At 60.3% G+C, this 18,128-nt stretch carries 15 protein-coding genes and 2 pseudogenes; 4 read left to right on the top strand and 13 right to left on the bottom strand.

What is annotated here, in order from left to right; genetic code table 11:
* Window positions 1-40 precede the first annotated feature (40 nt).
* Together RHSP_RS20195 and RHSP_RS20190 are read left to right on the top strand one after the other, a co-directional pair.
* Window positions 41-3,286 carry an adenylate/guanylate cyclase domain-containing protein gene (locus RHSP_RS20195; protein ID WP_037153169.1) on the top strand — a complete coding sequence of 1,082 codons (3,246 nt, stop codon included), beginning with the start codon at window positions 41-43 and terminating at the stop codon, window positions 3,284-3,286.
* A gap of 73 nt (window positions 3,287-3,359) precedes the next feature.
* Window positions 3,360-4,040: a peroxiredoxin-like family protein gene (locus RHSP_RS20190; RefSeq protein WP_004121862.1), complete on the top strand. Its 681-nt coding sequence runs from the start codon at window positions 3,360-3,362 to the stop codon at window positions 4,038-4,040.
* Window positions 4,041-4,113: 73 nt separating this feature from the next.
* On the opposite strand, the gene recO is transcribed toward RHSP_RS20190, so the two are convergent.
* From recO to rpoZ, 11 genes and pseudogenes are all read right to left on the bottom strand, one after another.
* The gene (recO, locus tag RHSP_RS20185) at window positions 4,114-4,893 is read right to left on the bottom strand and encodes a DNA repair protein RecO (protein ID WP_004121860.1); all 780 of its coding nucleotides are present in this window, start codon (window positions 4,891-4,893) and stop codon (window positions 4,114-4,116) included.
* Window positions 4,894-4,953: 60 nt separating this feature from the next.
* A pseudogene (locus tag RHSP_RS20180) lies at window positions 4,954-5,328 on the bottom strand (response regulator); the annotation flags it as partial.
* A gap of 331 nt (window positions 5,329-5,659) precedes the next feature.
* Window positions 5,660-6,333: pseudogene (locus tag RHSP_RS20175) on the bottom strand (Crp/Fnr family transcriptional regulator).
* 85 nt (window positions 6,334-6,418) lie between these two features.
* A complete protein-coding gene (gene era, locus RHSP_RS20170) occupies window positions 6,419-7,363 on the bottom strand; it encodes a GTPase Era (protein WP_037153166.1) in 945 nt (314 codons plus the stop codon).
* Between the two features lie 22 nt (window positions 7,364-7,385).
* A complete protein-coding gene (gene rnc, locus RHSP_RS20165) occupies window positions 7,386-8,105 on the bottom strand; it encodes a ribonuclease III (RefSeq protein ID WP_004121851.1) in 720 nt (239 codons plus the stop codon).
* Complete coding sequence (lepB, locus tag RHSP_RS20160; protein ID WP_037153162.1) at window positions 8,102-8,848, bottom strand: signal peptidase I; 747 nt, start codon at window positions 8,846-8,848, stop codon at window positions 8,102-8,104. Before lepB ends, rnc begins: the two co-directional genes overlap by 4 nt.
* 115 nt (window positions 8,849-8,963) lie before the next feature.
* A complete protein-coding gene (gene acpS, locus RHSP_RS20155) occupies window positions 8,964-9,368 on the bottom strand; it encodes a holo-ACP synthase (protein ID WP_004121845.1) in 405 nt (134 codons plus the stop codon).
* A 39-nt stretch (window positions 9,369-9,407) separates the two neighbouring features.
* On the bottom strand, window positions 9,408-9,998 hold the full coding sequence (locus tag RHSP_RS20150) for a DUF2062 domain-containing protein (RefSeq protein ID WP_037153159.1): 591 nt from the start codon (window positions 9,996-9,998) through the stop codon (window positions 9,408-9,410).
* Window positions 9,999-10,218: 220 nt separating this feature from the next.
* A complete protein-coding gene (locus RHSP_RS33875) occupies window positions 10,219-10,368 on the bottom strand; it encodes a DUF3563 family protein (RefSeq protein ID WP_081615336.1) in 150 nt (49 codons plus the stop codon).
* 192 nt (window positions 10,369-10,560) lie between these two features.
* Window positions 10,561-12,777 carry a RelA/SpoT family protein gene (locus RHSP_RS20140; protein WP_037153153.1) on the bottom strand — a complete coding sequence of 739 codons (2,217 nt, stop codon included), beginning with the start codon at window positions 12,775-12,777 and terminating at the stop codon, window positions 10,561-10,563.
* 100 nt (window positions 12,778-12,877) lie between these two features.
* Window positions 12,878-13,279, bottom strand: a complete 402-nt coding sequence (rpoZ, locus tag RHSP_RS20135) for a DNA-directed RNA polymerase subunit omega (RefSeq protein WP_004121833.1) — start codon at window positions 13,277-13,279, stop codon at window positions 12,878-12,880.
* A gap of 310 nt (window positions 13,280-13,589) precedes the next feature.
* Here rpoZ and RHSP_RS20130 point away from each other — a divergent pair, with 310 nt between their 5' ends.
* A complete protein-coding gene (locus tag RHSP_RS20130) occupies window positions 13,590-14,174 on the top strand; it encodes a LabA-like NYN domain-containing protein (protein ID WP_004121830.1) in 585 nt (194 codons plus the stop codon).
* A gap of 128 nt (window positions 14,175-14,302) precedes the next feature.
* Here the strand turns inward: RHSP_RS20130 and smpB are convergent, their stop codons facing one another.
* Complete coding sequence (smpB, locus tag RHSP_RS20125; RefSeq protein WP_004121827.1) at window positions 14,303-14,782, bottom strand: SsrA-binding protein SmpB; 480 nt, start codon at window positions 14,780-14,782, stop codon at window positions 14,303-14,305.
* A 133-nt stretch (window positions 14,783-14,915) separates the two neighbouring features.
* Window positions 14,916-15,800: a 4-hydroxy-tetrahydrodipicolinate synthase gene (gene dapA / locus RHSP_RS20120; RefSeq protein ID WP_004121824.1), complete on the bottom strand. Its 885-nt coding sequence runs from the start codon at window positions 15,798-15,800 to the stop codon at window positions 14,916-14,918.
* Window positions 15,801-16,017: 217 nt separating this feature from the next.
* On the opposite strand from dapA, the gene RHSP_RS20115 reads away from it, so the two are divergent.
* Window positions 16,018-18,072 (top strand): lytic transglycosylase domain-containing protein, encoded by a 2,055-nt coding sequence (locus RHSP_RS20115; protein ID WP_037153149.1) that lies wholly within the window; start codon window positions 16,018-16,020, stop codon window positions 18,070-18,072.
* Window positions 18,073-18,128 lie beyond the last annotated feature (56 nt).

Here is an 18,128-nt window from a genome sequence, read left to right as displayed (position 1 = left end):
GAAACAGCCATGGCACACGGGGATGCGTGGGGTGCGTTCGATGGAGTGCGCCGGCTGCGGTTTCGATATTCAGAGCGGCTTTGCTTTCTGTCCGCGATGCGGAGCAAGGCAGCCTATCGCTTGTGCTGGCTGCGGCTATCCCTGCCAGCCTGATTTCGCCTTCTGCCCCCGATGCGGCACCGCAGTCTCCGGCAAAGTCCAACCCGCCGCCAAGCCCAGCATCGAGGTTGTGCCGGCAAAATCCGATGGCGATGCCGATCGGCGGCCGGTAACCGTGCTCTTTGCGGATCTCTGCGGCTTCACGACACTGAGTGAGCAGATCGACCCGGAAGTCATGCGGGTGCTGCAGAACGACTTGTTCGAAGAGATGACACAGGCGGTCGAGGCCTATGGCGGCTTCGTCGACAAATTCGTCGGCGATGCGCTGCTGGCGCTGTTCGGCGCACCGGTTGCTCATGAAGACGACCCGGTGCGGGCGCTGAACGCAGCACTCGATATGATCGGCCGGGCGACGCAGGTCGGCGAGCGCTGGCAACCGCGCGCCGGCGTGCCGCTGCGTCTGCATATCGGCATCAATAGTGGCCCCGTCGTCACCGGCGGCTTTGGTGCCGTCAGTGCAAAATCCTATTCCGTGACCGGCGACACGGTGAACACGGCCCAACGCCTGCAATCCATGGCAGGCGAAAACGATATTCTCGTCGGGCCGCTGACCTATCGCCTCACCCGCCATGCCTTCGCCTTCGAAAATCTCGGCGCCCAGGCCTTGCGCGGCAAAAGCGGCAACGTGCTTGTTCATCGGCTGACGGGACCGCTGGAAGCGCCGCATACGGCGCGCGGCCTCGAGAGTTTCGGCCTTCAGGCACCGATGATCGGACGGGATACGGAATTGTCGCGGCTGCTGACCTGCCTCGACCTTGCCTGCGGCGGTGCGGCGCAACTGGTCCGTCTCATCGGCGACGCAGGCATCGGCAAGTCGCGGCTGGTCAGCGAGTTCATCGGAATTGCAGGCAATGCAGCCCGCTTTCAGGGTCTCGCCATCCGCAAGGCGACCTGCTCTCCTCTCGGCGAACAGTCCTATGGTACGCTTGCCGCGGTCGTGCGCAGCGCCTACGGCATCGGTGAGCGGGACAATCTCGACAGGACGCGACAATTGCTGGCGACCGGCTTCCGCGCGCTCGATCTCACGCAAGAGGATGTAGACGGGCTTTTACCGCTCTTTCTGCATGTGCTTGGTCTCGGCGACCCCAGCGGAGCGCTGCGGCACATAGAACCGGAGCAATTGCGACGGCAGATCTTCTATGCGGTGCGCACCATCTTCGAGCGGCGGCTGGCGCAAGGTCCTCTGCTGCTTGTCATCGAGGATCTGCACTGGGCCGATGCCGCCTCGCTGGAAGTGCTTCGCTTCATGATGGATCGGCTGGAGCGCAGCCGGCTGATGCTGCTCGCGATCTACCGGCCGACATCGCAGATCGATCCGCTGGACTCCAATCGCGTCAGCGTCACCGTGCAGCGTCTCGGCCCGCTCATCGCAGCCGACGGGCAAAAGCTGCTCGCTGCTTTTTTCGGCGAGAGCCATGGCAAGCTGCCGGCCGCGATGCGCAAGCGTATCCTTGATCGTGCAGGCGGCAATCCCCTCTTCATCGAAGAGATTCTTCGGGGATTGATCGACATGGGCGAACTGCACAATGACAGCCAGCGCTGGGAAATTGCGGCGGAAGACACGGATGTCGATATTCCGGTCAATCTGCAGGCCCTGTTGCTCGCCCGTGTCGATCGTCTGCCGCCGGAGATCAGACGGCTGGCGCAGGAGGCGGCGGTGGTTGGGCCGAAGTTCGACACCGTCCTGCTGCGCAGCGTCGCCACCGAACCGGCTGCCATCGACGCCGCGTTGGACTATCTCTGCGATGCCGATATCATCGGAGAATTGCGCGGGCCGGATGCCGGAGCATCTCCCACCTACCGCTTCAGCCAGTCTCTGCTGCACGACGTCATCTATCATAATCTCCTGCTGCAGCGGCGCACCGAGCTGCATCACCGGATCGGACGGGTTCTGGAACGCCAATATGGCGCAGCGCCGGACCGGCCCGAGCATCTGGCGCAACTCGGCCATCATTTCAGCCTGACCACCGAAAAGGCGAAGGGGGCCGGCTATCTGATGGCGGCCGGAGATCTGGCGCGCAAGACCTACGCCAATGACGACGCGATGCGCCTCTACCGCCAGGCGCTTGCAGCCTTCGAAAACGAGCCGGAGGTGGCACCGGAACAATTGGCGCTGCTGGAACGTCTTGCCGATCTCTATCGTCCTGCCGGTCGCCGCGACGCCGCATTGAACCATTATCAGCGAGCGCTGGCCATTCATCGCGCCGGAGACGATCGGATCGCAGCAGCGAGGGTATTGCGCAAAATCGGCCGGCTGTATCTCGAGGCGGGGCGCCGTGATCAGGCGGAGGCGCATTGCGCCGAGGCGGAAGCTATGATCGCGACGATCGATGCGCCGGTCGAACACGCGCATCTGCTGCAGGAGCGCGGCCATCTCGCCTTCCGTATGGGTGACCAGGCCGCAGCCGCCGAATGGGCGACGCAGGCCCTGCAACGGCTGCAAACGCTTCCCATCGACGGAACCACCGAGGCCGGACGAGAAGCGGCGCGCGCCATGGCGGAAGCGCTGAACACCAAGGGCGCGGCTCTTGCGCGGCTCGGCCGCCGTCGCGATGCGGTGCAAGAAGTGGAGCACAGCCTCACGGTCGCCGAAAAGGCCGATCTGCAAAGTGCTGCCTGTCGCGCCTATTCCAATCTCGGTGTGCTCTACACGATTGTCGATCCAGCCAACGCAATCAAGATCTGCCGGCGCGGGCTGGAGGTCGCCACCCGCATCGGCGATCTCGGCTTCCAGGCGCGCCTTCTCGCCAACCTCGCCGTTTCCTGTTGCACCTTTACCGACCGCTGCGCTGCCGAGGGTGTGCCCGCGGCCGAGAAGGCGGTGGAGATCGACCGGGCGCTCGATCAGCGCGACCACCTTTCCGTGCCCCTGATTGTCCTCGGGCAGATCCATCAATGTCACGGCCAGCCGAAGCTGGCGCGCAAGTATTACGAGGAAGCCCTTGAGGTTGCGAAGGAAATCGATGAGCCGCAACTGCTCTTTCCATGCTATGATGGCTTGGCGACACTAAGCTTGGAACATGACGATCTGGTCGAGGCAGAGCGATTTTTCACGCTGGCGCAGGATGTTTGCGCGCGCCACAACCTCGATCCGGGCACACTCGTCGTATTGCCGTTTCTCGACTGACCGTCCTCGTTATGACGGTCGTCGGAGATCCAATAGGAGAATCGATTCAAGCATATAAAGGGAGGAACGAAACATGCAGGAGAACCACATCGAGAGACCATTGCAGCCCGGAGATCGTGCGCCGAATGTCGTACTGGATGCGATCACTCGCCAGGGCAAAATCGCCATCGACGATTTTCGCGGCCAGAGGCCGGTGCTTGTGGGATTGTTCCGCGGACTGCATTGTCCCTTCTGCCGCCGTCAGATCGCCGCGATGTCCGAGCTTACGGGTGCTCTGCAGGAGAAGGGCATCGACAGCCTGACTGTCGTCAACACGCCGATCGAACGCGCCCGGCTTTACTTCCGGTACCATCCGCTTCCCAATCTACTGGCCGCTTCCGATCCGGAGCGGGTATCGCACAGGGCTTTCGGCCTGCCGAACGTCCAGTTCACCGAAGATGAGACCGACTGGCCGCGCAAGGTCGGCATAAGCGCCGTGCGGTCGATGCGCATCGAAATGCCGAGCGAACTTCCACAGCCGATGGATCCGATGTCAGCGATGGAGTTCCTCGACAAGGCGGACGGCTATGAAATCACGGAGGATGACAAACATATGGTTGCCACCGGCGAAGGCCAGCTCGTCGGCGAGTTCCTGCTCGACCGGGATGGCGTCGTCCGCTGGTGTTTCACCGAGGCCGAAGAGGCCGGTCGTCATATGTTCGGCATTCCCGCCCCGCGGGAGGTGATGTCGGCCGCCTCGAATATGGCTGTCTGAAGCGAGCGGTCTTTCAGCTTGGAAACACGCCTTGAGCATGATCCTATCCGCTGCGTGCTTGCGAGATCATGCTCTATATTTTCGCGGCAACGGCCGGCCGCTCCTGCGGCGCCTCCAACGACACCGCATCCAGCGCCTTCAACGCCGCCTGAATAAAGCCGTCGCGCGCCACGGCGATCTGAATGCCGCGCGGTTCGTAGACATGGCGATGCAGGAAAAAGCCCGTTAGCCGGAAAGCCGCAGAAAGGCCTTCGCTATCGGCCGCGACCACGGCTCCGGCAGCAAGAAAGGGCGGCAAGGTCAGCATCTTATCCGCCCATGGCATACCGGCTGAACGGCATACGGCACGCCCGGTTTTCGGCGAAACGAAGGCCAGATCCTCGCGCACGCCAGTTGCCGCGCATTCGGTCAAATCGAGGCCGAAACCGAGATCGTTGAGCACGGCAAGCTCGAAACGGACGAAAAGCTCGCCGGCATCGGCCGGGTTCTGCAGGCTCTCAAGGATGACATCGAGCGCATCGTAGAGATGCGGGTGCGGATCGCGCTCTGGCAGCAGCCGCAAAAGCGCGCCCATTGCCTGCACGCCATAGACGGCGGTCGCGGTCTCCATCAGCCGCGCCGCTCGCAACGCGACGGGCTCCATGCGGAATTCGCCAAGATGCTCGTGCAGCCTCGCCCGCCAGGTCACTTCGACCAGATTGCCCGCCTGCAGCACCGGTTGCATGGAGCGAGAGCGCCCTCCTCGCACCATGCCCATATGCCGGCCGCGCGCGCGCGTCATCACCTCGGCGATGACGCTGGTTTCTCCAAGGCGCTTGACGCCCAAGATGATCGCGTGGTCCTGCCACTGCATCGGCTGGTCTGCCTCAAGAGGATTGTCGCGATTCGAGTTTAGGACAAATGGCAGCGGCTGTCACATGCCCGAGGATTTGCCGGCCTCCGCCAGTGTCTGAACAAACAGGCGCATGGCCTGCTCATCGAAAGGTTTGTTCAAAAGCGGCACATGCCGCAGGTCCGGCGGAAAATCGAGCGTATCGGAATAACCGCTGACGAAGCCGAAGGCGATGCCGCGCTCCATCAGCAGACGGGCGAAGCCGAAGCTTGTCGACTCCCCGAGATTGACGTCCAGCATCGCAAAATCATAATCACCAGCATGAACGGCGTTGACCGCCTGTTCCAGATTCGAGGCAATCTCGACTTGCCCGATCCCGACAAGGCGCAGTATTTCCTCCGCCTCCATAGCAATAATCAGATTGTCTTCGAGAATCAGGACTCGTTGAACCGTCATATCAACGCCATCCCGGCATGCGTGCGTCGAGCGGTGCGCCCGTTAAGAAATTCCACATCAATCCCTCCGGCGCCAATCATCGGCCCGTATTGAATGGATGGTTTTCTCCCATCCGTCCCGGCTCGGTCTGTTGTGACATGACCTCGCCTAAAACCCGCTTCGCACTTTTTGCATTGCGGGACTATGGGCTCGTCGACGTGCTCCCGTCGCTTTTACCGCGGGGGTTAGTAAAGGGTGAAACTGGTCGAAAAGTGACGGTCATAGTAATCTAAGCTGATACAGTTGAGGCCGACATTGAAAAAAGACATGTCGCCGATCACAATAAATATCTTCAAATGAAGGGCCGCTTGCCCGAATCAGGATTGTCCCATCCGGCTACATCTGCGAGGCCTTTGGCGCCCAGGACGCCGCAGCAGCACTCCTGCCAGAGCATCGGTCGTCATCCGGCCAACTTTTTTCAAGGTCTTATTGGTGTGGACAGCGGAAAGGCCGAGCGTATCGGCAGCATGCTGCTGCGTGATCGGAATGACCCCGCCGCCGTTGAACAGGCGAAGCGCGTTTGCGCGCCGATAGTGATGGGCCATGAGACAGGCTGCTCGTTCCAGAGCCGGTCGGCGCCCGATGTGCTCGTCCAACATCCGCTCTTCCTGAGCCGCAATTCAGCTGGGACCGAAGGCCAGCGGCGCATGGGAATTGGAAAGCGTCATCAATTCAGTGCGCTCGAAAACGCAAAGCAAAACCGGCGAGAGCGAGCGGCTTCGGTCAAATGCTGCATCTCCCCCGTGACCGAGCCTTGCAAGCCGATCAGATCACCGGGCATGGCATGGTTGAGGGTCTGCCGGCGACCGTCCTCAAGCATATTGCAGCGGAAGCTCAGCCGGACAGATTGAAAGCGCTGACGAAACTCAGCTCATCGCGCACGAACTCCCGAAGATGAGGAAGGGAACGCGACGGACATTGCTGATATGGCGTTGGCACCCCATGCGTCATTGCTGCTTTCGCCATGAAGCGTTCCCCCAAGTTGCGTCAGCTCAGGCAAGGCGCCCGATAAACTGTTGCAATATATAGCGCTCAGGGGAGCAAAGTTCCATCAGTGCGGGAAGTCGAGACCCATTTCCCGGAAGCGCTCGGGATCGTCGCCCCAATTCTCGCGCACCTTGACGAAAAGGAAGAGGTGAACCGGCTGCTCCAGGATCTCGGAGAGTTCCTTGCGCGATGCAGTCGAGATCGATTTGATCGCTTCGCCACCTTTGCCCAGCGCAATTTTCTTCTGGCTCTCGCGCTCGACATAGATCACCTGTTCGATACGAACAGAGCCATCCTTGCGCTCTTCCCACTTCTCCGTCTCGACATGCGAGGAATAGGGAAGCTCCTGATGCAGGCGCAGAAACAGCTTTTCGCGGGTGATTTCGGCAGCGAGCTGGCGCATCGGCAGATCGGAAATCTGGTCCTCGGGATAGTACCAGGGTCCTTCCGGCAAGGTCTTTGCCAGATAGTCCATCACATCCTCGCAACCGGAGCCGTTTTCAGCCGAGATCATGAAAGTCTGGTCGAAGGCGATCTTCTCGTTGGCGGCAGCAGCAAGCGCCAGCAGGTCCTCGCGGCGGACGCGATCGATCTTGTTGAGCACGAGGATTTTCCGCTGCGGGACTTCTTTCAGCCCTTCCAGAATAGCTTCGGCATCGCCGCGTAAACCGCGCTCGCTATCGATCAGCAGCATGATGAGATCGGCATCCTTGGCGCCGCCCCAGGCCGATGTCACCATTGCGCGGTCGAGGCGGCGGCGCGGCTTGAAGATGCCGGGCGTATCCATGAATACGATCTGTGCATTGTTGTGAATGGCGATGCCGCGAACGACTGCGCGCGTCGTCTGCACCTTGTGGCTGACGATCGAAACCTTGGCGCCGACGAGCCGGTTGAGCAGTGTCGACTTCCCGGCATTTGTCGGGCCGATGAGAGCCACGAAGCCGGAATGGGTCGGGCCGCTCTGTTCAACCGCACCATCGTCGGCGGGCGTATCTTGCTGATTGGTCATCTTTTCCGTCGTTTCTAGGCAGTCACTTCTCAGTCGACTGAGGCTGCCATACACCTTCGCGCTCCAAAATCCGCGTCGCCGCCACCTGTTCGGCCGCACGCTTGGAGCGTTCAATTCCTGTCTCGGGCGCGGTTCCCGCCACTGCCACGGTCACCGTGAAGCGGGGATCATGATCCGGTCCGCTGCGATCATCAACCCTGTAGACCGGGGTGACGCCGAATTTCGCATGCGCCCATTCCTGCAATTCCGTCTTGGCATCGCGCCTTGCGCCGTCGGGCCGAACCGCCCGGCGCTCCCAATAGCGCAGAATGAAGGTGCGGGCCACTTCGAGGCCACCATCCAGATAAAGCGCTGCGATCAGGCTTTCGACGACGTCGGCGCGCACGTTGAGCATGCGCTTGCCGGTGAGCTTCTTCACGTCGGCGCCGGTGCGGATATAGAGATGCAGCTGCATCTCGTCGGCGACCTCGGCACAGGTATCAGCGCTGACCAGCTGGTTGAGGCGCACCGAAAGCTCGCCTTCGGTCGCGTTCCCGAAGGTCCGGAACAGAAGTTCGGCGATGCACAGGCCGAGAACCCGGTCGCCGAGAAATTCCAGCCGCTCGTAATTGCCCGTCTTGTGCGTGCGGGCGCTGGCATGCGTCAGCGCCCAATGAAGACGATCCTTCTCGACGAACTCGTAGCCTATCGCCGATTCAAGCTTGGCACGATCCGCTTGCGAGAGGGCCTGCGCTTTCGTCATTCGACAACCTTGAAGAGGCGATCCCAACGCATGTTGGTCGGCCATTTCCAGATTTCCCGGAACGACGTGTCGTGACCGAGCGAGAAGAAGATGACGCTGGCGCGACCGATGAGATTTTCAGCCGGCACATAACCGACGTCGAAACGGCTATCGTCGGAATTGTCGCGATTGTCGCCCATCATGAAATAATGCCCGGCCGGAACGACATATTCCTGCGTGTTGTCGCCGCGCGAATTCGGCGAAAGATCCAGCGTGTCATAGACCTTGCCGGTATCCGCCAACCGCTCGCTATAGACCGGGATGTGATCGCCCGGCTCCTGGCTGTAGTCCGACGAGAAAGTGCCATGCGGCTCGCGCGGCACGGCCTGGCCGTTGATGTAAAGGATATCGTTCTTAACCTGGATGCGATCGCCAGGCAGGCCCATGACGCGCTTGATGTAGTCGACATCGGGATTCGGCGGGAAGCGGAAGACGACGACGTCGCCGCGCTTCGGCTCACTGCTGAAGATGCGGCCGCTGAACAGGTTCGGCGAGAACGGCAGCGAATACTTCGAATAGCCATAAGCAAACTTGTTGACGAAGATATAGTCGCCGACAAGAAGCGTCGGCATCATCGAGCCGGACGGAATAGTGAATGGCTGAAAGAGAACCGTGCGGATGATCATGGCCAGGACGAGCGCCTGCACGATGACCTTAATGTTCTCCCACAGGGCGTTCTGCTGTTTTACGGCTTTCTCGGACACGCAGTCTTGTTCCTTTTTCGCACCCCACCGGCGCAACTTGCATTCACGCACTCTCTACTCGCTTCATATCACTGCGGCAATGGCGCTGGCGCCAAAAGCAACATCAAGCAGCGATTCAGCCCTCTATCGGCAGCGCCTCGATGATCACGAAGGCCTGCGCGAGAGGGAAATCATCCGTTATCGTCAAATGAATGGCGGCGCGATGATTTTTGGGCAGCATGGCTGCCAGCCTTTCGGCTGCTCCACCTGTCAATTGCATGGTGGGCTTGCCGCTCGGCAGATTGACGATGCCCATGTCGCGCCAGAAGACGCCCTGCGCCAATCCGGTGCCCAAAGCCTTGGAGCAGGCCTCCTTGGCGGCAAAGCGCTTGGCGTAAGACGCCGCCTTGTTCTTGCGCCCCTCCGACTTGGCGCGTTCGATATCGGTAAAACAGCGCTCGGTGAAGCGGGCGCCGAAACGCTCCATCGTCTTTTCGACGCGGCGGATGTCGATAAGATCGCTACCTATACCGATGATCATGATGCGGCCCTCCTGGCGGCCCGGACGATGTCGGGCTCGTCAGACGCTCGACGCGTTGTCGGCAAGCGCCATGCGCTCGCGCGCGCGCTCCATCAGCCGCTCCTTGCGGCGCGTCTTGAAAGTCTTCACACCGTAATAGGTCAGCGCATAGACGATGATGCCTGAGACAATCGCCGGCGGAATACCGCCGATCAGCATCGGCTTCAAAACCGGGTCCCAAATCTGCAGAAGGTCGCCCTTGTGCCACAGCGCCGGTAGATCTATGCCGGCAGCACTACGGCCGCCGCTGTCGCGTGCCAGGATCAGATGACCGATTTCCCAGGTGAACGCCCAGATGAAGGGATAGGTAATGGGGTTGCCGGCGGCCAGGCAGCCGAGCGCGGAAGCAATGACATTGCCACCGACCAGATAGGCGATGATGATCGCCATCACGAAATGCACGCCGATGAACGGCGTCCAGGACACGACGATCCCCGCTGCAAATCCGGCCGCAATCGAATGCGGCGAGGCAGCGAGGCGAACGAGGCGCTTGCCGAAATATTGGAATGAGCGAACGAAACCCTTGCGGGGCCAAAGGTGCTCCCGCAGTTTTTCCTTGAATGTCAGTGGTTTTCGGCGACGAAATAGCATGCGGCTTATCTAGTGCAATGGGGGCCGTCGTGACAAGACCGGCCAGCGGATCACGCACTGATTAAGAACCGAAAGTGCGGCCCTTTTTGGGAACGTCGCCCGCTTGCGCTGCAAAAAGCCGGACGCTCTCCCATTTTACGGGAAGCAATCCCGGAGTATCGGGATGCTCCAAGGGCGCAACAGCGACGCGCCCTCCTGGTCTTATAAGTATTGGCAGCGATTAACGCTGGCGGAACAGACCGCGGTCAACCTGACGCTGACGATATTCAAGGTCAAAACGGTCGTGCGAGCCATTCAGATATGCCATTTCACGCTCTTCAACACTCGGAACGCGCAGGGCACGGGCGATTTTCTTGATCGGGCTAAACATTGTCTTCTCTCATCTCTGTTTCATTTCTTCGATGACCAGAAGATAGGCTTGACAAAGGTTAATTACCACCTCTCTAAAATTGATGCAGCCATGCGCTATACGCATATCACTCCGGAAAGCTGCTCGTTTTCGGTCATAAAATGATCACAAAATATGCAGCCTGCACCGGATCGGCCGCGAGGCCGTGCGGTGTCACTCGTAAAGGCGCTTCACCGTCGCGATGCAATCGAGCTCCTTGAGCTGCACGAGAAGCTGGTTGAGCTGGCGCAGATCCCAGACTTCGACATCGAGCGCCATTTCGGTGAAATCGGCGGCGACGCGAACCGTATTGAGAACGCGGATATTGACGTCGACATCGGCGACGGTCTGCGCGACCTTGGCCAGAGTACCTGGTTCGTTCAGCGCGTTGATCAGGACGCGGGCGGCAAAGCGGGACTTGTTGGCTTCGTCCAGATCCCAGCGCACATCGATCCACCGTTCCGGCTCATCGTCGAACCGCTGCAGGACCGGCGACTGTATGGGATATATGGTGATCCCCTTGCCCTTTTCCATGATGCCGACGATGCGATCGCCGGGGACGGCGCCTGTCGGTGCGAAATGCACTTCGACATTTGCTGCGAGGCCACGGATCGGTGGCGTCTCGATCCCGTCGGCGAGATCGGCCTTGTTCTTGCCGGGGATCTTGAAAATCATGCCGGCGGCGCTGTGCACATTGAACCAGCCCTCGTCGCCGGCCGGCTTGACGGTCACCCGCTCGTCCTGATGATCGGGGTAAACCGCGCGCAGAACATCGAGCGACGACATCTCCCCTCGCCCGACGGCGGCAATGGCATCCTCCACATCCTTCTGACCGAGGCGATGCAGAGCAGGCTTCAAGGCATCCCGCGAGAAGACCTTGCCGGCACGCTCGAAGGTGCGCTCGAGAATGCGATGGCCAAGGCCGGCATATTGCTTGCGGATGGCAAGCCGGGTCGCACGGCGAATGGCCGCGCGCGCCTTGCCGGTCACGACGATCTCTTCCCAGGCAGCCGGCGGCACCTGAACGCCGGAGCGGATGATCTCCACCTCGTCGCCATTGGTCAGTCGCGTCACCAGCGGCATGATGCGGCCGTTGATCTTTGCGCCGACAGTGGTGTCGCCGATATTCGTATGGACGGCATAGGCAAAATCGATCGGCGTGGCGCCGCGCGGCAGAGCGATCAGCTTGCCCTTGGGCGTGAAGCAGAAAACCTGATCCTGGAACAGCTCGAGCTTGGTATGTTCAAGGAATTCTTCCGGGCTGTCGCCCTCGGCCAGCGCCTCGATGGTGTGCCGTAGCCAGGAATAGGCGCTGCTTTCCCGCGACAGGACCTCGCCGTCGCCATTGCCGTTCGTGCCATCCTTGTAGAGCGTGTGGGCGGCGATGCCGAATTCGGCGATCTCATGCATGCGCTTGGTGCGGATCTGCAGTTCGATACGCTGACTGGACGGGCCGACGATCGTGGTGTGCAGCGAGCGGTAGTCGTTCTGCTTCGGCGTCGAGATATAGTCCTTGAAGCGGCCGGGGACGACGCGCCAGCGGGTGTGCACGATACCGAGCGCGCGATAGCAGGACGGTATGTCGTCGACGAGAAGACGGAAACCGTAAATATCCGAAAGCTGCTCGAAGGAGAGCGACTTCGACTGCATCTTGCGGAAGACTGAGTAAGGCTTCTTCAGCCGGCCCTTGACCATGGCGTTGGCAAGGCCGTTGGCGACCAGCAGGTCGCGCAGCTCGGTCTCGATCTTCTTGACGAGACCCTCATTGCGCCGCGACAGCTCTTCGAGCCGCTTGGTGACGGTATCGTGCGCCTCGGGATTGATGTGGCGAAAAGAAAGCTCCTCGAGCTCCTCGCGCATGTCCTGCATGCCCATGCGGCCGGCAAGCGGCGCATAGATTTCCATCGTCTCTTCGGAAATGCGGGCCCGCTTTTCCGGCGACATATGGTCCAGCGTGCGCATGTTGTGCAGACGGTCGGCAAGCTTCACCAGAAGCACGCGGACATCGTCGGAGATGGCGAGCAGCAGCTTGCGCAGATTTTCCGCCTGCTTCGCCTTCTTGGTGACGAGATCGAGCTTCTTGATCTTGGTCAGCCCCTCGACCAGACGACCAATGTCTTCGCCGAACAACTCGTCGATCTCGGCGCGCGTCGCAGTCGTATCCTCGATGGTGTCGTGGAGGAGTGCGACGGCGATCGTCGATTCGTCCAGACGCATGTCGGTGAGAATGGCGGCAACTTCGAGGGGATGGGAAATATAGGGGTCGCCGCTGGCGCGTTTCTGCTGACCATGCTTCTGCATCGCATAGACGTAGGCCTTGTTGAGCAGCGCTTCGTTGGCATCGGGCTTGTACTTCTGCACCCGCTCAACAAGCTCATATTGCCGCATCATTCCAAGACTACTCCCGCACAAACAAAAGCGCGCCAGTCTTATGACCGGCGCACGCATCTCATCATCATATCGCTCCTGCCCGGAGCATCAAGATCGACGATCAGTAATCGTCGCTTTTTTCTGGCGGAACAAGACCTTCGATGCCAGCCAGAAGCTCTTCTTCCGACATCTGGTCGAAAGTAACGGCTTCCGGAAGATCTTCTTCCTCGTCGCCGGAGGCAGCGGCGCCGCTGGCGGCGAGCAGGCTTGCCGGATCGGGCTCGGGCTCGTCCACTTCGACATGCTTCTGCAGCGAATGGATCAGGTCTTCCTTGAGGTCATCGGGAGACAGCGTCTCGTCGGCGATTTCGCGCAGAGCAACGACCGGATTCTTGTCGTTGTCGCGGTCGATCGTGATCGAGGAGCCCTGCGAAATCAGGCGAGCGCGGTGGCTGGCAAGCAGCACGAGCTCGAACCGGTTTTCTACTTTATCAATGCAATCTTCAACTGTGACACGGGCCATTGCCTGTCCTTTGCGGTCGTGATGTCTTCATCATGTCTCGGAGTAGCACGCCGATACAAGCAAACGATGGCAAATTCAAGTTTTTCCTGTTTGAGCCCCTTCGCACCATCCCATAAAGTGCTAAAATTCTCCTAGACAAACGGTGCATTCCACCTAAGGTTGCTTGGAATATCGCGTAACGTGCCCTAAATCTCGATTATATGAATAATTCATAAAGTAATTCGAATTATTCTTGGACGCTGTACAAGGCTTTGTTTTAGCTTACCTTTGAATAAAAAGATTACGTTTTGTAACAGTGGATATGTAAGCGATGTTTGACCCACGCGAGAAAATCGCACTTTTTATCGACGGCGCCAATCTCTACGCTGCTTCCAAGAGCCTCGGCTTTGACATCGACTACCGCAAGCTCCTGAAGGCGTTCCAGAAACGTGGATATCTGCTGCGCGCCTATTACTACACCGCCCTTATCGAGGATCAGGAATATTCCTCGATCCGTCCGTTGATCGATTGGCTCGATTACAACGGCTACAAGGTCGTTACCAAGCCGGCGAAAGAATTCACCGACTCCATGGGACGCCGCAAGATCAAGGGCAACATGGACATCGAACTGGCGATCGACGCCATGGAACAATCCGAGACCGTCGATCATCTGGTTATCTTCTCCGGCGACGGCGATTTTACGACGCTGGTAGAGGCTCTGCAGCGTCGCGGCCGCAAGGTGTCGGTCATTTCGACCATGGCGACCCAGCCGCCCATGATCGCGGATGATCTGCGCCGCCAGGCCGATCACTTCATCGATCTCGTGTCGCTGAAAGCGGAAATCGGACGCGAACCCTCCGAACGCCCGCACCGTGCCACGGAGGCCAATCACGCAGAAGCGGATGCCGAACAATAAGGTCGGGAAATTCCTGACCTCCGGCTTTTGAACTCCTGCGCTATTACCACTGATCCTTAACCTCGCCCCTACCCCTACCCCTACCCCGGCCGGTCTCGGCTAAACGCCAACCGGCGGAGCGTTCTCGGTCAGCCATTGTCCTTCAGCAGGCGGCTCTTCTGCCGGTTCCAGTCGCGTTCCTTCTCGGATTCGCGCTTGTCGTGCAGCTTTTTACCCTTGGCGAGAGCCAGTTCCAGCTTCGCGCGGCCGCTGTCGTTGAAATAGATCTTCAACGGCACCAGCGTCATGCCCTCGCGATTGACGGCAGAGCGCAACCGGCCGATTTCTCGACCGGAAAGCAGCAATTTGCGGCGGCGGCGCGGCTCGTGATTGAAGCGGTTCGCCTGCAGATATTCAGGCAAATAGGAATTGATGAGCCAGATCTCGCCGTCCTCGTCGGAGGCGTAGGATTCGGCGATGTTGGCCTTGCCCTCGCGCAGAGATTTGACCTCGGTGCCCTTCAGCACGAGGCCAGCCTCATAGGTATCGATGATCTCGTAGTTGAAGCGGGCCTTGCGGTTCTCCGCCACGATCTTATTCACTACGCGCTGGCTGCCTTTGGGGGCCATGATTCTTCTTCTTTTCTTACGTCATTCCGGCTGCAGCCATCGGCGCGCCAAGTTCCTGCACCCTAAATAAGCGAGGCCGCCCTCTTTGTGAAGGGAGCGGCCCGATAGAGCTTCAGCCTTGCGCGCGTTGCCGTCAGTTCAGAAGGCCCGCGTGGCGCATGGCTGCGTCGATCGCAGCTTCCGTCGCAGGCTCGAGGGTCGACAGCAGCGGCGAGCGGACGTTGCGGCTCATGCGGCCGAGGCGCGAAAGACCGTATTTGGCGCCGCAAACGCCGGGCTCCATAAAGATCGCCTTGTGCAGCGGCATCAGACGGTCCTGATACTCGAGGGCCTTGGCATAATCGCCGGCAAGCGTTGCCGCCTGAAATTCGGCGCACAGGCGCGGCGCGATATTGGCCGTCACAGAAATACAGCCGACGCCGCCATGAGCATTGAAGCCGAGCGCCGTCGCATCCTCGCCGGAAAGCTGGCGGAAACCGGTGCCGCAGGCGATGCGCTGCTCGGAGACGCGCTCGATCTTGCCGGTCGCATCCTTCACGCCAACGATATTGCCATAGGCCTTGACGAGTGCGCCCATCGTCTCCGGCGTCATGTCGACGACCGAGCGGCCCGGAATATTGTAGATGTAGATCGGCAGCTTCACCGCTTCGGCAATGGCCGCGAAATGCGCGTAAAGGCCCTTCTGCGTCGGCTTGTTGTAATAGGGCGTAACGACGAGAACCGCGTTGGCACCCACCTTCTCGGCATGCTGAGCAAGCTCGATCGCTTCGCGGGTATTGTTCGAGCCTGCTCCGGCCATGACGGGAACGCGCTTGTTCGCTACCTCGATGCAAAGCTCGACGACGCGCTTGTGCTCGTCATGCGACAAAGTCGGCGATTCGCCCGTCGTGCCTACGGGCACCAAGCCGCGGCTACCCTCTTTTATCTGCCACTCGACATGGGAGGCGAAAGAAGCCTCATCGAACTTGCCGGCGTCAGTAAAGGGCGTAACGAGTGCGGGAATGGACCCCTGGAACATACAAGTCTCCTAGCGGCACTGCTTTCATGCTTCAGCCGCAATCCATGGTTATGAATCTGCGCACCATAGAGTGCCGGCTTGACGGGGACAAGCGCGCTTTGATTGGTTTGGGGCAGTTTCCGATATCATAATTGATTGAAATTCTGACCGCCGGTAAGGTTTCGTTAATATGGCATTAGGCAAATGGAAGGGGCCTGATTGTTTTGTGAGTAGCCGGATGAAAAGACCCGCGATGATCTGGACCGCCGTAGGCTTGGCGGTCGCATGGGGCGCTTTTGCGTCTCAGCTTTCCGGCCAACAGACCTTGACCAGCGATCGCTCCGACGTCGCGATGACGATGCCGGATCCGATAAGCACCGCCTCCATACCGCGCGGCGGCCCCATCGCCCCGGTCAATGGTGACCTGAAGGCGGGTCTTGATGCGCTTTCCAACAAAAACCCGATGCAGGCGCTCGCCATCCGCAACGGCATGAGCCAAGGCACCCTCGATCGCCATATTCTGACCTGGGCGATTGCCACCTCCGGCCAACCCGGCACTCCTTCCGGAGAAATTGCCGCCGCTGCGCGCGAGCTGGTGGGCTGGCCGGGTCTCGGCAGCCTCCGGGCAAACTCGGAACGGGCGCTCTACGCCGAAAATCCGCCGACGGATCAAATCCTTGCCGCCTTCGGCAGCACGCAACCGGAAACCGTCGAAGGCTCGGTGATCCTGGCTCGCGCCCTCATGGCGCGCGGCTCGTCGGCGCAGGCTGCGAAATTGATCCGCAAGATCTGGCGCAATGAAACGCTGGACAAGTCCTTCGAGGACAAGATCCTCGCGGAATTCTCCGCGCTGTTGTCGCCGGCCGATCATAAGGCACGTATGGACTATCTGCTTTACCGCGACCGTACTGCTCAGGCGAAGCGCTTCGGCGATCTCGGGAAAGCGCAGTCGCTCTACAAGGCCTGGGCTGCGGTCAACGAGCGCTCGGACAAGGCCGACGGGCTGATTGCCGGCATCGACGCCCAATGGCGCAAGGACCCCGCTTATCTCTTCATGCGGATCGAAAACCTGCGCCGTCAGAACAAATATGACGATGCCGCCAATCTGCTGGCGCAGATGCCGCGCGATCGCGGCGTGCTCGTCAATCCCGACCAATGGTGGAACGAGCAGCGCATTGTCAGCCGCGGCCTGGTGGATCAGGGCGACTTTAAGGATGCCTATCGCATCGTCGACGCCAGCGTTGCGGAAAGCCCGCAAGATGTCGGCGAAGCCGAATTCCATGCTGGATGGTACGCTTTGCGCGGCCTGCAGGACGGCGCGAGCGCGGCGACCCATTTCCGCAAGATCCTGCAGGTATCGAACGGGCCGATCTCGCAGTCGCGCGGCTGGTACTGGCTCGGTCGCGCCGCCGAGGCCGGCGGCCCGGGCAAGGCAGCCGATTTCTATGCCAAGGCCGCCTCCTATCCGAGCACGTTCTACGGCCAGCTTGCCGCCGAAAAGCTCGGTCGACGCACGCTGAACGTCACCTATCCCGCTCCCTCGCCTGCCGATCGCCGAGGCTTCCAGGACCGTGAAGCCGTGCAGGCCATTTCGCGGCTCGAAGCGGCAGGGCATGGCTGGCGTGCCGAAACGCTCTATCGCGCACTGGCGAGACAGCTGGAGAGCCCGGGCGAGATTGCCTTGCTGACGGCCCAGGCCGAACGCTCCGGCAACCACCAGCTCTCGCTGCAGATCGGAAAGATCGCCTATGGACGCGGCATCGACGTGGCGGCCTTGGCCTTCCCGATCGGCGTCATTCCGCAGAATGCGAATATCGCCGGCTCCGGCAAGGCGCTCGCCTATGCCATCGCCCGGCAGGAAAGTGCCTTCAATCCATCAGCCATCTCTTCGGCCAACGCGCGTGGCCTGCTGCAACTGCTGCCGAAGACGGCCAAGGCGGTCGCAGGCCGGCATGGAATTGCCTACTCCGCCGACAAGCTGACGCAGGATGCCGGCTACAACGCCACGCTTGGCGCCCACTATCTCGGCGAACAGATTGACACCTTTGGCGGCTCCTACATTCTCACTTTCATCGCCTACAATGCCGGACCGAACAAAGTGCCGGAATGGATCAGCCGCTACGGGGATCCGCGCGGCAAGTCGCTTGACGATGTGATCGACTGGATCGAGCGCATCCCCTTCCCCGAGACACGCAACTATGTTCAGCGCGTCATGGAGAACTATCAGGTCTACAAGGCGCGGCTCGGCCAGAAGACCGATATCGTGCAGGATCTCGTCAACGGCCGCAGCTAAATGGCCCGCAAGTGCACGGTTGTGAAAGCCGGCGAAATCGCGTTACATCTCTCGTC

Source organism: Rhizobium freirei PRF 81 (genome assembly GCF_000359745.1).
Lineage (GTDB): Bacteria > Pseudomonadota > Alphaproteobacteria > Rhizobiales > Rhizobiaceae > Rhizobium > Rhizobium freirei.
This window is presented reverse-complemented; position numbering and strand designations above follow the sequence as displayed.

Excerpts from the sequence above, each read along its gene's own strand:
- RHSP_RS20195 (WP_037153169.1), top strand. The coding sequence starts at position 41 with ATGGAGTGCGCCGGCTGCGGTTTCGATATTCAGAGCGGCTTTGCTTTC.
- RHSP_RS20190 (WP_004121862.1), top strand. The coding sequence starts at position 3,360 with ATGCAGGAGAACCACATCGAGAGACCATTGCAGCCCGGAGATCGTGCG.
- recO (WP_004121860.1), bottom strand. The coding sequence starts at position 4,893 with ATGCAGTGGCAGGACCACGCGATCATCTTGGGCGTCAAGCGCCTTGGA.
- era (WP_037153166.1), bottom strand. The coding sequence starts at position 7,363 with ATGACCAATCAGCAAGATACGCCCGCCGACGATGGTGCGGTTGAACAG.
- rnc (WP_004121851.1), bottom strand. The coding sequence starts at position 8,105 with ATGACGAAAGCGCAGGCCCTCTCGCAAGCGGATCGTGCCAAGCTTGAA.
- acpS (WP_004121845.1), bottom strand. The coding sequence starts at position 9,368 with ATGATCATCGGTATAGGTAGCGATCTTATCGACATCCGCCGCGTCGAA.
- RHSP_RS20150 (WP_037153159.1), bottom strand. The coding sequence starts at position 9,998 with ATGCTATTTCGTCGCCGAAAACCACTGACATTCAAGGAAAAACTGCGG.
- RHSP_RS33875 (WP_081615336.1), bottom strand. The coding sequence starts at position 10,368 with ATGTTTAGCCCGATCAAGAAAATCGCCCGTGCCCTGCGCGTTCCGAGT.
- RHSP_RS20140 (WP_037153153.1), bottom strand. The coding sequence starts at position 12,777 with ATGATGCGGCAATATGAGCTTGTTGAGCGGGTGCAGAAGTACAAGCCC.
- rpoZ (WP_004121833.1), bottom strand. The coding sequence starts at position 13,279 with ATGGCCCGTGTCACAGTTGAAGATTGCATTGATAAAGTAGAAAACCGG.
- RHSP_RS20130 (WP_004121830.1), top strand. The coding sequence starts at position 13,590 with ATGTTTGACCCACGCGAGAAAATCGCACTTTTTATCGACGGCGCCAAT.
- smpB (WP_004121827.1), bottom strand. The coding sequence starts at position 14,782 with ATGGCCCCCAAAGGCAGCCAGCGCGTAGTGAATAAGATCGTGGCGGAG.
- dapA (WP_004121824.1), bottom strand. The coding sequence starts at position 15,800 with ATGTTCCAGGGGTCCATTCCCGCACTCGTTACGCCCTTTACTGACGCC.
- RHSP_RS20115 (WP_037153149.1), top strand. The coding sequence starts at position 16,018 with ATGAAAAGACCCGCGATGATCTGGACCGCCGTAGGCTTGGCGGTCGCA.